This is a genomic window from Cognataquiflexum aquatile, from assembly GCF_003316845.1.
GTDB classification, from domain to species: Bacteria; Bacteroidota; Bacteroidia; order Cytophagales; family Cyclobacteriaceae; genus Cognataquiflexum; species Cognataquiflexum aquatile.
Map to the genome: position 1 here is coordinate 86501 of NZ_QMIK01000008.1, position 15362 is coordinate 101862.

13 protein-coding genes are annotated in these 15362 nt (G+C 40.5%); 10 read left to right on the forward strand and 3 right to left on the reverse strand.

Annotated features, from left to right (window positions below; translation table 11 throughout):
• Positions 1–249: 249 nt before the first annotated feature.
• From DQW11_RS19910 to DQW11_RS19940, 6 genes are all read left to right on the forward strand, one after another.
• Positions 250–1686, forward strand: coding sequence for a TolC family protein (locus tag DQW11_RS19910; RefSeq protein ID WP_232826807.1), 1437 nt, complete (start codon positions 250–252; stop codon positions 1684–1686).
• Positions 1687–2073: 387 nt separating this feature from the next.
• Positions 2074–3792: an efflux RND transporter periplasmic adaptor subunit gene (locus DQW11_RS19920; RefSeq protein WP_113925877.1), complete on the forward strand. Its 1719-nt coding sequence runs from the start codon at positions 2074–2076 to the stop codon at positions 3790–3792.
• A gap of 487 nt (positions 3793–4279) precedes the next feature.
• Positions 4280–4459: a hypothetical protein gene (locus DQW11_RS19925; RefSeq protein ID WP_157966159.1), complete on the forward strand. Its 180-nt coding sequence runs from the start codon at positions 4280–4282 to the stop codon at positions 4457–4459.
• Between the two features lie 86 nt (positions 4460–4545).
• The gene (locus tag DQW11_RS19930; protein ID WP_113925879.1) at positions 4546–5718 is read left to right on the forward strand and encodes a hypothetical protein; all 1173 of its coding nucleotides are present in this window, start codon (positions 4546–4548) and stop codon (positions 5716–5718) included.
• Between the two features lie 66 nt (positions 5719–5784).
• Complete coding sequence (locus DQW11_RS19935) at positions 5785–6942, forward strand: DUF4221 family protein (RefSeq protein WP_113925880.1); 1158 nt, start codon at positions 5785–5787, stop codon at positions 6940–6942.
• 113 nt (positions 6943–7055) lie between these two features.
• Positions 7056–8132 carry a 6-bladed beta-propeller gene (locus DQW11_RS19940; protein ID WP_113925991.1) on the forward strand — a complete coding sequence of 359 codons (1077 nt, stop codon included), beginning with the start codon at positions 7056–7058 and terminating at the stop codon, positions 8130–8132.
• 60 nt (positions 8133–8192) lie between these two features.
• Here the strand turns inward: DQW11_RS19940 and DQW11_RS19945 are convergent, their stop codons facing one another.
• Positions 8193–8684, reverse strand: a complete 492-nt coding sequence (locus DQW11_RS19945) for a PAS domain-containing protein (RefSeq protein WP_232826808.1) — start codon at positions 8682–8684, stop codon at positions 8193–8195.
• Positions 8685–8995: 311 nt separating this feature from the next.
• Here DQW11_RS19945 and DQW11_RS19950 point away from each other — a divergent pair, with 311 nt between their 5' ends.
• Both DQW11_RS19950 and DQW11_RS19955 read left to right on the forward strand, forming a co-directional pair.
• A complete protein-coding gene (locus tag DQW11_RS19950) occupies positions 8996–9202 on the forward strand; it encodes a hypothetical protein (protein WP_113925882.1) in 207 nt (68 codons plus the stop codon).
• 82 nt (positions 9203–9284) lie between these two features.
• Positions 9285–10343: a 6-bladed beta-propeller gene (locus DQW11_RS19955; protein WP_198669934.1), complete on the forward strand. Its 1059-nt coding sequence runs from the start codon at positions 9285–9287 to the stop codon at positions 10341–10343.
• Between the two features lie 61 nt (positions 10344–10404).
• Here DQW11_RS19955 and DQW11_RS19960 read toward each other — a convergent pair whose 3' ends face one another.
• Positions 10405–11442 carry a PAS domain-containing protein gene (locus DQW11_RS19960; RefSeq protein WP_113925884.1) on the reverse strand — a complete coding sequence of 346 codons (1038 nt, stop codon included), beginning with the start codon at positions 11440–11442 and terminating at the stop codon, positions 10405–10407.
• A 119-nt stretch (positions 11443–11561) separates the two neighbouring features.
• Here DQW11_RS19960 and DQW11_RS19965 point away from each other — a divergent pair, with 119 nt between their 5' ends.
• Positions 11562–12161, forward strand: a complete 600-nt coding sequence (locus tag DQW11_RS19965) for a hydrolase (RefSeq protein WP_113925885.1) — start codon at positions 11562–11564, stop codon at positions 12159–12161.
• A gap of 9 nt (positions 12162–12170) precedes the next feature.
• Here the strand turns inward: DQW11_RS19965 and DQW11_RS19970 are convergent, their stop codons facing one another.
• Positions 12171–12689 (reverse strand): DUF4494 domain-containing protein, encoded by a 519-nt coding sequence (locus tag DQW11_RS19970; RefSeq protein WP_113925886.1) that lies wholly within the window; start codon positions 12687–12689, stop codon positions 12171–12173.
• A 296-nt stretch (positions 12690–12985) separates the two neighbouring features.
• Here DQW11_RS19970 and DQW11_RS19975 point away from each other — a divergent pair, with 296 nt between their 5' ends.
• Complete coding sequence (locus DQW11_RS19975; protein WP_113925887.1) at positions 12986–15265, forward strand: patatin-like phospholipase family protein; 2280 nt, start codon at positions 12986–12988, stop codon at positions 15263–15265.
• The last annotated feature ends 97 nt before the right edge of the window (positions 15266–15362 follow it).

Consider the following 15362-nt stretch of genomic DNA (forward strand, 5'->3'; position numbering starts at 1 on the left):
CAACCAATAACCAAATCAAAAAATGATGTAATTATTAGAAAAAATGGTCTGATACCAAAACCTATTTCAACCTTATTTCTATTTATTTCTACCTTATTTCAATCAATAACCAAATCAAAAAATGATGTAATTATTAGAAAAAATGGTCTGATGCTAAAACCTATTTCAACTTTATTTCTATTTATTTCTACTTTATTTCAACCAATATCGAACCAATTCAAAAATGTCAGAATAGGATATAAAGGTCTGATGCTAAAACCTATTTCAACCTTATTTCTACTTATTTCAACCTTATTTCATTCAAATTCCCAAACCCTAGATAACTACCTAGAAATAGCAATTGAAAACAACCCTGGGATAAGGGCTTCTTTTAAAGGCTACGAAGCTTCTTTGGAGAAGGTAAATCAGGCCAATTCATTGCCGGATCCGGAATTGAATGTCGGGTATTTTCTCAGACCGATGGAATTGCTCATGGGTAACCAAAGGGCGGAAGCTTCTGTCATGCAGATGTTTCCATGGTTTGGCATGCTCAAAACCCAAAAGGATGAAGCCACTTTGATGGCTGAGGCAAGGTACGAGGCTTTCAAAGAGGAAAGAAATAGGTTGATGCTGCAGGTGAAGGAGACGTATTTCCAATTGCAGCAACTTGAAAACACCATTGCCATCACCCAATCCAATCTAGAAATCCTGAAAAGTCTGGAGCGGTTGGCCATCATCCGGTATCAGGGAGGAAATACCTCCGAAGCGGTGTCATCGGTAAGTTCGGCCGTCAGGAAACCTGTCCAGATCCAATCTTCCGGAAGTTCTTCCGATGGCATGGGAATGGGAGGAGGCAGTCCTGCTGCAGGTACAACCCCATCCAGTCCATCCTCAGGAATGAATGCCATGGGCGCCACCGGCAGTTCAGGTAAATTGACGGATGTACTCAGACTCCAGGTTCAGATCAAAGCCCTCCAAAGCGAACTGATCCAGATGGAAGTCAACAAAAAACCTTTGATCGCCAAATTCAACCAACTTTTGGGAGTCGAACAAACTGAAAAAATCAACCTTTCCGAGAAGTTTGAGCCGATCAACATTGCCGGATTGGAAGAACTGATGTTGGAAGGAATTCTGACCAACAATCCCATGGTGCTGATGCTGGAAAAAGAAAGTGAGGCCTATTGGAAACAAGCCCAAATGGCCAAACTGGAAGGAAGACCGATGTTGGGTGCGGGTTTGAATTACATGGTTTTTTCCCCAAGACCTGAATCAGGAATGATCGGAGGAATGGATGGAATGGAATATATGCCATCCGGAATGGGCAACAACATGTTTATGGTTATGGGAACGGTGACCCTACCCATTTACAGAAAAAAATACAAGTCGATGGAAACGGAGGCGATTTATTGGAGAGAATCCGCCATCAAACAAAAAGAAGATCTTCAAAACAGTTTGGTCACTGAATTTGAAAGTGCCATTGCGCTGCTCAAAGATTCGCAGAGAAAACTTGATTTGCTGGAAGAGCAGATTGAACTGACCGAACAGACGATGGAACTTTCCGTGACCTCTTATGCAACTGACGGAAGTTCGTTTGAGGAGATTCTGAGTATCCAAAGAGAACTCCTGGACTTCAGGCTGGAATTGCTCAATACCCAGATCGAGCAGCAATTGAATTACGCAAGGCTTGAAGTCCTTACAGGTTATTAAAGGAGGGTAAGGTTCAATCTCTAAGTGTAGAATTATGGGCTTTAAAGAAGCTCAATCAGATATTAATTGATACTAGATATTTATGGATATTAATTCCAAAACAAGAGGCTTACTTGTTAAAAAGTTAACCACATCGGTCATCCGACATCGGTCATGGGTCATCGGTCATCCGACATCCGACATCGGTCATCGGACATCCGACTTCGGTCATCGGTCATCCGACTTCCGTCTTCTGTCTTCCAACTTCCGACTTCGGACATCCGACATCGGTCATCCGACATCGGTCATCGGTCTTCCGACTTCCGTCTTCCGTCCTGTTTGAAAACGAATAAAAGGTTGCTTTAAAAAAAGCGCAAAAATAAAAATGAACATTGAATCATATACGCCATGAATACAAGAAAAAATATCGTCATCATCATCTTAGGTTGTCTCCTCTTTGGAGGGATTTTCGGGTGGATTATCAGAGGTGGAGGAGAGCCTGTACCGGAAAATCAGGAAGCGCTTGCCTCCGACGGGGAAACAATCTGGGTGTCTCCTATGCATCCCCATATCCGACAAAACGAACCCGGCAAATGCCCGATCTGCGGCATGGACCTTGTGCCGCTGTCACAACTCAGCGGTTCTACCAACGAATACCAATTGGAAATGACTCCCGAAGCCATGGCGCTTTCCAACGTCATGACGACCAAAGTCACCTCTGGGTCTTCCGCTTCGAGACTGCAACTGTCCGGCAAAATCCAGCCCGATGAGCAAAGGATCAAAAGCCTCACTTCCAATTTTGCAGGAAGGATAGACAAGCTTTTTGTCAATTTTACCGGTCAGGAAGTGACCAAAGGCCAAAAATTAGCCACCATCTATTCTCCGGATCTGGTCAATGCCCAAAAAGAACTGTTGGAAGTGGCCAAGATCAAAGACCGTCAACCGGCATTGTACGAAGCTGCCAAGGAAAAACTGCGCCTTTGGAAAATCTCAGAAGGGCAGATTGCAGAGATCGAAAAGAGCCGCGCCGTTCAGACGCAGTTTGACGTCTATGCCGACGCTTCGGGTATTGTGAGTGCAAGGAATGTCTCCTTGGGAGAATTTGTCAGCAGGGGTTCTGTCCTGTTTGAACTCATGGATTTGAGTCAGGTTTGGGTAATCATGGATGCGTATGAATCTGACCTGGCCGGAATCAAAAAGGGTGATAACATCACTTTCCAGGCAGCCGCTTACCCGGGAAAGGAATTCACAGGAAAGGTAACTTTTATTGATCCGACTTTGAATCCCGAAACAAGGACAGTCGGAATCCGTGCGGAAGCTGTCAATACAGGCATGCAGCTGAAGCCCGAGATGTTTGTCAGTGCCACGATCAAAACGTCCGCTACAGCCAAGTCGGGCCTGATGGTTCCTAAGTCTGCCATCCTATGGACAGGTCCGCGGTCAGTGGTATATGTGCAGGTGGGCAACAGCGAGTCCCCGGCTTTTGAAATGCGCGAAGTGACTTTGGGTGCGCGCTCGGGTGACGATTATATGGTGACCTCCGGCATCAGCGATGGAGATGAGGTAGTCAGCAACGGGGTTTTTGCGATCGATGCCGCTGCCCAACTCTCCGGAAAATACAGCATGATGCTGAGGCCTGAGGCCAAAGCTGTTTCACAGAATCAGGACGTCCCCGAGCAATTCCGTAAACAACTTACCGCATTTGTAAAAAGCTATTTTACCATCAAAAATGCCCTTACAGCTTCCGATGTTGCTTCCGCCCAATCGGCGGTATCCAAATCCAAGGCCTCTTTGACCAAGGTAGAAATGGGGCTTTTGGATGAAAAATCACACGATGTATGGATGGGATTATTGAAACCGATCCAAGGAAGTCTGGACAAAATCCAAAGCACCAAAGACGTGGAAGTGCAGCGTTCCCATTTCGAAACACTCTCGGACAACCTGATTTCGGCCGTGGCTTATTTTGGTGTGGAGGAAAATACCGTCTACAAGCAATACTGCCCGATGGCCTTCAAAGACAAAGGGGCGTTTTGGCTGAGTGGAGAAAAGGAAATCAAAAACCCATATTTCGGAGAAGCGATGCTAAGTTGTGGGGAGGTGACGGAGACTTTTATTCCGGTTAATTGATATATTCTAGAAATAAGGTTGAAATACAATTGAAATAAAGTTGAAATACAATTGAAATAATTTAAGTCTTGAGGCTTTGTCCTACTCGCAACTGAACGCATTACTTGAGGCCTATTTCCATCTATATCGCATAGCCTATATCTCATAGCTATTTCAAGATATTTCGCGCAGCATATTTCAAAGTATTTCGCCAAGGGCTTATTTCAAAATATTTCGCGAAGCATATTTCTACCATATTTCACCAGAGTTATATTAATATTTTTTCAAAAAAGTTTTTAATTCCGTGAATCCATTTTTTACGGAGAGATTAGTTTGTTTAGGGAAGGGGCAACAGGGAGTTTAGAAGATTGTTTGGTTTTCAGGTAGTACAACAATTCAATTTTTTGATAAATGTGGAGTTGGTCATTTAACCGTATTTGTAGGGAAGAAGATTAAATTATACATTTAATAAGAGTTAGTTGTGCGGATAAAAACCTTAATCCCTGAAATGAAACAGACCACCATATTTCTGTCAGTTTTTGATTCAGATTTTAATCTGATCTCTGAAAAGGAAATCAAGGAGTTGACCGATAACCGATTCAAGTATTTTGCCAAAGACGGGAGGCTTTGGGTAGCTCATAATTTCTCAGATGAGTTGGGATTTATTGTCATTGATATTGAACAATAGAATTTGGTTAGCATCTTAATGACCTAAGTATTTAATACCTTCATTTTCTTAAAATAAAATAACATCTAAATAAAAAGACAATTTCCATGTTCAAAAATCGCCTGTACTTTCTATTAATACTTACTCTTAGTGCCTGTGGAACAGGACAAAAAAGTAATGAAATCACTTCAACTGAAGGAAAAGTTGAATTTGAATTTTTGGATTCTCTGGTAGTAGAATCTCTATCTGAACTTTACCTTGCTGACAAAAATGAGAATACAGGGCAACTCCTTTTCAATGAGAGACAGATGGAGGAGTTAATCATTACAGACCTGGAGGGAAAAATAATTTCACGTTTTGAACCAAAAGGGGAAGGTCCGAATCAAGTGGAAACGCCCTTGGAAGTAGCATTTTGGAAGGAGGGAATCGTATTAAAGGAAATGTCTTCAGAGAATAAGTTTAACTTTTTTGATCGGGACCTTAGAAAAATAGCCCAAAGTCCACCTCTTTCAAAAGGTTTAAGTTTTATTTCCATGTATAATTCCAATAGAAGTTTTTCAATTTTTGAAAAAGATGGCAAATCCTTGATTTTAGGTCAGGAGCTGAATATGCTTGACGAACAGCTTTTAGCCGAAAAATCTGAAAATCCGCTGATTTATGAAAAGGCAGAAATAGGTTATATCTATGATGTGGATTCTGAAGGTTTAACTAGGATCAACTTATATCCTGAAACATGGAAGCCAAGATTGGAGCAAAAGTGGGTGGGATTCAAAAGTTCCTATGTGCAGGTTTCTAAAACCGATCAAAAAGTTGCCGTGCTTCCAAGTGTTGGCAATGAGTTGTTTTTTTATGATTTAGATGACACCGGTATTTCACCTGTATCTCAAATTTCACTTTTTCACCCGGAGCGAAATGAGAATTTAATTTTTGATGTCAAAAATGAATATTTTTTATATCCGCAATTCACACAACTGATTAGCGGGGGGAATTACTTTTTGGTAGAATTTTACACTGAAGTGCCTCAGGATATCTATGATTCATTTCGGGCAAAAGGAGAGGATTTCCAAAGTGATCCTGAATATTGGGAAACGCTGCAGAAGCATTATAAAGTCAAATATATCCTGACAGATAAAAATGGCAACCAAGGAGCAATTTCAGAACTCCCTGTTCCTGGTGTGGTGCATTTTATGGATGCCAACGATATTTTATATGTAAAGCCTACTTCAAAAACGGAATTGGATTACAATGTCTTCTATCGGTATCAAATGACTTTGAAGTAGGATTTCAACAATCAAAAATCAATTATAGTAACCGATGTGATTTTAAAGTTTAAAAGAATTAAAGATATGCGGTACTGTTCCATTTTAGCCCTTGTTTTGTTTATCTCCTGTTCTGAAAAAAACGACAATACCGGTCATGGGTATTTTTCTGACCGTCAATTTTCTCTGGATACAGTTGTCATTGATCCTGGAGATGAAATCATTTTTTTGGAGCATGATTTATTTAGTGCAGATAAAAGTATGGACGATAAATACCTTTTTAATTTTAATGCACATGACCATACCCTTGAGAAAATCAACCTCGACGACCTCCGGCTTGAGGATAAGATCCCATTTGAGAAAGAAGGGCCAAACGGAACAGGATCAAGCGTAGGTAGCATAAGGATGCAAAACCTAAATCAACTGATTTTTGGTGGAATGGATAGGGCAACTCTTTTTTCTTTAGATGGTAAAAAACTCAGTACCGTACATTATGAGAATTTTTCTTTAGGGGGAAACTTTGTGGAAAGTGGGGAGATGATACAATCAAGTCCTGTGCTTGATATTGAAGCCAAGCGTATGTTTGTATTAATTGAAAAGATTAAGGATAGTGGATCTGCCTTAGGAATACTTGATTTGGGGGAGTATGAGATTTCAAGGAAGGAACTACAGACTTTTGAAAAATTGAATAATTATAGATTGACCTTGTGGATGGGAAAAAGTAGCCTGGGTTTCGGAATTGGAGTGAAAATAGAAAAATTTGGTTCAAAGGTGATTCTATCCAATCAAATTACGAGTTCGCTAATGTGGCATGATACCGAATTGGATTCTCTTTTTATGAAAACCTACAGCAGCCAACTTACAGCAAATGAAAAAGTGAATTCCTATAAATTAGAGCATGAGACGGAGGAAAGTGTAGAGACTGAATACACAAAACTTCATCAGGAAATCAATTTTTTACCTCCTTTTTGGGATGAAAAAAATCAGGTCTTTTACCGCTTTTCTTTTCAGGAGATTCCATCTGAATCAAAAGTAGAAGAAAACATCAAATCGAATATTTATCTGACAGCATTGGATAAAGACTTAAACCTTATAGGTGAAATTTTAGTCCCCCAATTGACAAAAAAACCATCTAAACCTTTTTCGGGGAAATTCCCCAGACATTTTGCCAAGGATGGTAAAATCTGGATTTATGAGAATATCAATGATGAGATGGGATTTGTGGTGCTGACGATTTCGGATTGAAACTTTATCCATAGGCTCACTTCTGATGATGTTTTGAGAAGAAGTGAGATAAAGAAGACTGCTGGAGGGTATTTAAGAGGATGGTTTACGGCAAAAAAAAAAATTATGAAACCATGCTAAAGAAAAAAATATCACAAAAAATTTGCACTTATTTAATTATAAGTTTAGTCATGGTAGGTTGTAAGGAAAGCCCTGATTCTGGCCTGGTGACCATACCAATACCCAACAGTGCATCTGCGCCTGTGCTTCTGTCTGAAATGTCTCAAGAAGAAGCTAGAATTCAATTAGAAACCAAAAACGGAGTTTTTTTAGGGCATATTTTTGAAGTGAAGATACATCGGGGCAAGATATTTATTTCAGATATCAAGAGTATTTCAATTTTTGATTTGGAGGGGAATTTTGTTCAACAATTAGGTAGACAGGGAGAGGGCCCTGGGGAGTACAAAAGCGTTACTTCCATGGATATTGATGAAGCCTCTGGTCTGATCTATGTTTCAGCATATAATAAGCTTTTGATTTATGGTCCGGACAATATGCTTATTGAAGAAAGAAAGTTAGGTTATCCAATTGGCTATTTAAAAATTTTGGAAGGTAGTTTATGGGTAGTTTCAGAAGAAATTGGTGTGGAGTTTGGGGATGAAATTGCTAACCAAACCAACATTTACAAGCTTAATCATGATTTAGAGATATCAGATACCATTCCCTTTAAGACGGTTATTTTGGATCAAATCCGTGTTGGAGGATATGGGTTTAGATATTGGTTGTCCGATATTAAGGAAGGACTTTTTATGTTTATGCCAGTACTTACACCTGAAAACATGATTCGGGATACTTTGTATCAGGTCAAGGACAATGTGGTAATGCCTGCTGTCAAGTTCCATTTTGAGAGGCCACAGTCATTTGACAAATGGGGTGTGCAAACACTAGCCCTATTAAACATATTTAATTCCCCTTCCTATTATATTTTAGAATATGATCAGGATTACAAACGGTTTATGTATTTATATGACAAGAAAAAAAAGAGAGGATATAATCTGAGAGGAGGGTTGATTGATGATGAAGGAGATCCAGTGTTTTTGAGGCCATTGGACTTGAAGGAAGACCTTTTTTACTATATCAAAAAATTTGAATTTGAAGACAAAACGATTGAAGAGAAAAATCCGGTAATCGGTATTGTGAAGTTAAAATGATGGAAATGCCGACCAGTAGGGAGAAAGAAGGTATTTCAGATTAATCCTTAAAAAAAACCTCTAAATCATCAATACCTGGTTTTCGGATTGGGGTGGGGTAATCTGCAGGCTGCTCGAGGCGGAGATGCTTTTCCTCAATTCCTCGTCCAGTTTTCTGGCTTCGGTTTTGATCATTTTGAGAAAGTGCAATGTTTCCATAGAGGGTTTTTTGGGATCGATGATTTCCAAAATCCCGATGATATTGGCCAGTTTGGCGCGCATCAGGTGTGTTTGGTTGAAAGTCACCGTCGTCAGGTATTGGCTTTGTTGCCGGAAAAGGGATTCTGTTTTTTTCCTTTCGGAGATGTCAAAGAAACAGCCCGCCATGACCAAGGGTTCGCCCTCAGGACTCCACTGCAGCACTTTGCCATATCCCAAGACCCAAATGTCTTTTTTATGGAGATTCTTGATCCTAAACTCACAGTGGAACGGAAGCTTGCCATTGCTCGCAAAATGCTCATTCAGATTTCCTTCCACTTTGGACCGGTCAGAGGGGTGAACATGTTTTTTCAAGAAGCGAATAAAGCTCTTTTTTGGATTTTTGTCCAAGAGTGATGGTACCCCAAAAGATTTTTAAAAAAAGAACTTAGAGTGCTGTATTTCTGGACTCTGTAAAAGTACCTTAGTTGAATTAATCCATACTGATAAATCTTGTCAAGAGACTGTATCGAGATTACATTAAAATCTAAAGAGAACCAGACCATGATCCCTTATTGATTGATTCAATTTCATGGTTATCAAACATATTCTATCGCGATGAATGGTCACATTCTCTTGGTGACCTTAATGTCAGGAGTTATAAATAACTTATAAATTTAAAAAACATGAAAAAGTTAAGTTTAGAAATACTGAGGCTCTCGTCAGATGAAGTGCTTCAAAGAAGTCAAATGAAGAAGATTACTGGGGGGTATGGGGCATGGGTTTGTAGATGTGGCAATTATCCCCCAATTACTGTCTGGGATGGAGGAGACGCATCCGAGATCTGCCCTAGGGTTTATAATGTAGGCTGGGGTACTTGTACAGGAGTTTAATAATGTATTCGAATCTAAAATCTTGATTAATGGAGTACCATTCGGTGCTCCATTATTTAGCTCCTCTTTTATGAAATGTAAAATGAAACAATCAATCCTTCCAATTTTTTTGGCGTTATTATTCTTAGGTTGTAGTAAAAGTCCAACCTCGCAATTGGTAACTATCCAAATTCCAAATAAAACTGATATTCCGCTTTCCTTGGCGAATGTATCAATGTCTATCAGTAAAATACAGTTGGAAACAAAAGACAATGTGTTACTGGGATTCATTAAGGATGTCAAACTATATAATGAAAGAATATTTGTAGTAGATCCGAATAGGATTTTGATTTTTGATTTAAATGGGATTTTCCTTCAAATATTGGGCAGACAAGGAGAGGGGCCGGAGGAGTACACTCGAGTTACATGTATGGAGATTGACGAAAAAACCGGAAACATCTATGTGTCGGCCTACAACAAAATTATTGTTTATAACAAAGATTTCGAATTTGTTGAAGAAAGGAAATTGGGATACCCAATTCAGTATTTGAAAATTTTAAATGGAAGAATTTTTATAGTATCTGAAGAAGTGGGAGTGGCTTTAGGAGAAAAATTTGGTAATCAATCCAATCTTTATGAGTTAAACTCTTCCTTTCAAATGTTGGACACAATTCCAGTGAGGACTGTTTTATTGGATCACCTACAGGTAGGAGGAAGCGCTTTTAGATATTGGTTATCATACATAGAAGATGGGTTATTTTTGTTTATGCCAGTCCTTACACCCGAAAATCTGATTAGAGATACTTTGTATCAGATAAAGGATGAAAAAATGCATCCAGCAATACGCTTTAATTTTGAAAGACCACAGACACTTGATGCAAGCGGTTTTCAAACTCTAGTGCTATTAAATATAGTTAATTCCACATCCTATTATATTTTGGAATATGATCAGGATTGGAAGCATTTTTTGTTTTTATACAACAAGAAAACCAATACAGGATATAACCTGAGTGAAGGTCTGATCGACGAGGAGGGAGATCCTGTGTTTTTAAGGCCATTGGATTTAAAGGAAGACCTTTTTTACTATATCAAAAAATTTGAATTTGAAGACAAAACAATTGAAGAGAAAAATCCAATAATCGGGATTGTGAAGTTAAAATGATAGAACTGCCGACCAGTAGGGAGAAATAAGGTATTTCAGATTAATCCATAAAAAAAAACCACTAAATCATCAATGCCTGATTTTCGGATTGGGGTGGGGTAATCTGCAGGCTGCTCGAGGCGGAGATGCTTTTCCTCAGTTCCTCGTCCAGCTTTCTGGCTTCGGTTTTGATCATTTTGAGAAAATGCAATGTTTCCATAGAGGGTTTTTTGGGGTCGATAATTTCCAAAATCCCAATGATATTGGCCAGTTTGGCGCGCATCAGGTGTGTTTGGTTGAAAGTCACCGTCGTCAGGTATTGGCTTTGTTGCCGGAAAAGGGATTCTGTTTTTTTCCTTTCGGAGATGTCAAAGAAACAGCCCGCCATGACCAAGGGTTCGCCTTCAGGACTCCACTGCAGTACTTTGCCATATCCTAGGACCCAAATGTCTTTTTTATGGAGATTCTTGATCCTGAACTCACAGTGGAACGGAAGCTGGCCATGACTCGCAAAATGCTCCTTTAGATTTCCTTCCACTTTGGACCGGTCAGAAGGGTGAACATGTTTTTTCCATTTCACATTCTTTTGGCCTTTGGTTTTTTGGATAGCACTGTATCCAAAAATCTCATTCAGAGAAAGGCTCAGCTGATCTGATTGCTGTGCTATATCCCAAATCCAAAATCCGATCAGGTTTTCTTCAAGCAATCCCTCCATCAGGGAATTTTTTGCATGTATATCATTGATGCTGTCGGGGAAATGCACCGATTTTTCGTTGACATTGTCGGAATTGTGTCCTATTCCGGTGATGTCGATTTTTCCGTCAGGACCTGAGGTGATGGTAAACTCCCATTTGGTCCAGCCAAAAGCCGACCCATCCGGTTTTATCTTTCTCATTTCCTGTGTAAATTTCCTTTCACCTTCCTTCAGACATTTTTCCAACAGAAACTGAAAATTTGAAAAGTCCTTATAATAAACCAATTCCGAAAAGGAAGATCCGGAGGCTTGGGTTTTCAAAAAGCCCGTTTCTTTTTTAAGATGTTCATTGCTATCCAATATATTAGCATCCCTATCCAGGTGGATAAAATAAAAGTAATCTGAATGCTTAAAAAAATTTTTCATGAGATAGAAAGGATTATAGGTTGAGTTGAATAACGAAAACGCATATTCATTATACAAATTACATATAAACTAATATAAAAAGCAAAAAAATTGTTTTTATCCGGAAACTGACCCAAAATATGGAATCTATTTATTTATTGAATCGCACAGAATTTGGTTCTGAATCGAACCTTGGACAAGTAATGACATTAGAGGAAGCGATGGAACTGTTGAGCCTTTGGGTCAAAAACGACAAGCTGCTTTTTCACATGAAGCAGGTGGGACATCTGATGAAAGCCTATGCTGCGGCAAAGGGAAATGACGAATCCATGCAGCACATGTGGCATTTGGCCGGATTGCTTCATGATGCCGATTGGGACCAATGGCCTGATCAGCATTGCCGCAAAATCATAGAAGAATTGGAGTCAAGGAATATCGATCCACGGATTATCCGGACCATCGCTTGCCATGGACCGAGGTATTTTGGTGTAGAGCCCGTGACCGAGATGGAAAAGATGCTTTATGCCTTTGATGAATTGTCAGGTTTTGTCCATGCCTACTCCCTGATGCGGCCACAGGGCTATGAGGGAATGGAAGTCAGCGGTGTCAAAAAAAGGCTAAAGGACAAAACCTTCGCTGCCCAAGTCAGCAGGGAAGATATTGCCGATGCTTCAGAAAGGGCAGGAATACCCGTGGAGGAATTGATCAGTTTTGTGATAGCGAATCAATTGAGGGCATAAAAAAAAGGACTATTCGTCCTTTTCTTCATATTCTCTCAGTTCTGCCTGAACCTCCCGAAGTGGTTTTAGATTTTCGGGAATCGGTGGATTCAGTTCCTCGTCTTTTTCATAAGGGAAAACTTCGACAATCGGACTTTCGGTCACCTCCGTCACCCGGAAAGAAACGAGCATGTTGTTCAGACTTTCAAAGATCCTTTCGTAGGCTTCCTTTACATCATGCGCCGTGACAATCATGAACTGCGTCACTTTCTTTTCCTTGCCGCTGTCGCCATCAGCTACGATATAGGTGATTTTGCATTTGTGCCAAATGTCGATATCCTCATAGAAAAACACGTCTACCAGATTGCTTTTGCTGATATTGGTCACCTGAAAGTCTCCACGGATAACAGATCCAAGCATGTCATAAATCCTCGCCTCAGCCTCTGTAAATGACACAGCATCTACCAGATATTGCTCGGAAACATTCTTGAGCAGGCCTTGCTCAGTTTCTTTGGCATATTTTACTTTACACAAAAACCAGGTTCTCATAATTCAATTTTTCAAATTCAGGAAGCGAAGGTAAGTCATATTGGCAAAAGCCACAATGAAAAATGTCGATTTAGAATTCAATTAAAATTCTCTTTGTATGTACGCTTTATTGCCACAAACCATATAAAAACTCGGATTGAAGTTCCATTGTAGTGGCTCCGCCACGGCGGACAGGTGTGGACTGTCGACCGTGGACTATGGACTGATTATCCGAACATTGAACCTTAATTTTCAGTGAGTGGCAAAGTAGCGGATAATCATAAAATTCCCTTATATTTTGACAGAACAATTCACCAATGTGGGACAAAATCATCTATAGTTTTCCGATCCAGCTGTTGATTTTGCATCTGAAAAAGAACCTTTTTCTGGTGGCACTGTGGGTTATGTTGGCGCTGATTATTTTGCAGAAGTTGGGAACGGTTTTGGGAATTCCCTTTCTTTTTCTTGATCCTGAGTATTTGAATCAGGTTTCCTGGCAGGGGTTTTTTCTGGTGGGAGTGACGCTTGCTATCTTCACCATGTCATTCCATATGACGACCTATATCCTTGATGGCTCCAAATTTAAATTCCTGGCGGTCGTCCCACGACCTTTTATCCATTATTGTGTCAACAATTCAATCATTCCTCTGATTTTTTATATCCTATACCTTGTGGCATTCATTACTTTTCAGTTTGACAATGAGCATGAGAACAATTGGATCATCCTGGTTTATTTCTTGGGATTTGCAGCCGGCACATTGACTACCTACACCTTGATATTCGTTTATTTTGCACTTACCAATAAAGACTTTTTCAAACTTTTTGCTGACAGTGTGGAAAAAAGACTCCGCAAAACTAAAATCCCACGGGCCAATATGCTCAGAAGGATCAAGGAAAGTCAAAAATCCAAAGACAAGGTGGTGGATTTTCTGGATATCAACCTGAGATTTAGGCAGGTGAGGCAGGATTTATCAAGATTTGAGACCCATCAGCTGCTCCGTGTCTTTGACCAAAACCACCTCAATATGGTTCTGATTCAGATTGCATTGATCGGTCTGATTTTGATTTTGGGTTTGTTTAGGGAAAATCCATTTCTTCAGATCCCCGCTGCGGCAAGCAGTATTTTGCTTTTTTCGATTTTGACGATGGTGGTAGGCGCCTTGGCATTTTGGCTGAGAGATTGGTCGACTCCCATTGTGATCGGCGGCATCTTGCTGTTCAATATTTTGTCGGGCAGCCGGATTCTCAACAGACCGCACACTGCTTTTGGGATGGATTACGACTCAAGTCCTGCGGTCTACGATATGGACCATCTCAATATGCTGCTCCATCCGGACAGTGTGGCAAAAGACAAACAATATGCCTTGAAGATTTTGGAAAATTGGAAATCCAAGTTTCCCGTAGGGTCAAAGCCAAAAATGGTTTTTGTTGCCACGAGCGGGGGAGGACAGCGGGCCGCTTTGTGGACTGTACGGGTTTTGCAGGAAGTGGAGAAAGCTAGTGATAACCAATTTTTCAAACATACCCAAATGGTCAGCGGCGCGTCGGGCGGGGTAGTAGGAGCAGCGTTTTTCAGGGAATTGTATCTCAGGGCTGCGGATCAAAAACTGGATTTGTTTGATCCCAAATACCTCGATCAGATCTCCGCTGACAACCTCAATCCGATCATTTTCACTTTATTGGTCAATGACCTCCTGATCAGAAACCAGTCTTTCCATTACAATAACCGAAAGTACCTCAAAGACCGGGGGTATGCCTTCGAAAACCAATTCAACATCAATACCAAAGGAATCATGGAAAAGCCGATAGCGGCGTACAGGATCCCTGAATTTGAAAGTAAGATCCCCATGCTTCCTGTCACGCCATTGATTACCAATGATGGGAGGAAATTGTACATAGCTCCATCTCCGATGGCCTATATGGGGATATCTTTGGACAGGTCAGATGGCGTGGAGGAGAAGAGTCAAGGGATAGATTTTCAGCGGTTTTTTGCCCATCACGGGGCCGACCAACTGCGGTTTATCAGTGCTTTGAGGATGGGCGCGACTTTTCCATTTATCACTCCAAACGTACAGTTGCCGTCTAGCCCAAGGATGGAGACGATGGATTCGGGATTGTCAGACAATTTTGGCGTGCAGGATGCCCTTCGGTTTATGTATGTTTTTCAGGATTGGATCAATGAAAATACCTCAGGCGTGCTCTTGATTACCATCAGGGATTCAGAAAAATTTTCAGAAATCCAACAAAAACAGCCTCCTACATTGTTTGAAAAGCTATTTACCCCGATCAAAAATATTTATATCAATTGGGACAATGTGCAGACCCTCAACAATGAAGTCACCTACAACAGGATGAAGGAATCCATGCCCTTCCTTTTGGAAAGGATTGAGTTTGAATATTCCACCTTGCAGTATCTGAAAGAAAGGGGATTGGCGGATCAGGAAGGGGTGTTTAATCCAAAGCAACAGGAAATTCTCCGGGCTTCATTGAATTGGCGCTTGACCGCAAGGGAGAAAAAATCCATCATTGACAATATCCACAGCTACAAAAACCAACAGTCAATGGAGAAATTAAAAGCCATTGATTTTCTCCAATAACCCCAGCGGGTTACTTCGGTCATCGGACATCGGTCTTTTGTCAATTATCTAAAGCAAGATGCCTAACTGACCTCTCTGAGGATCTCCACTCCACATT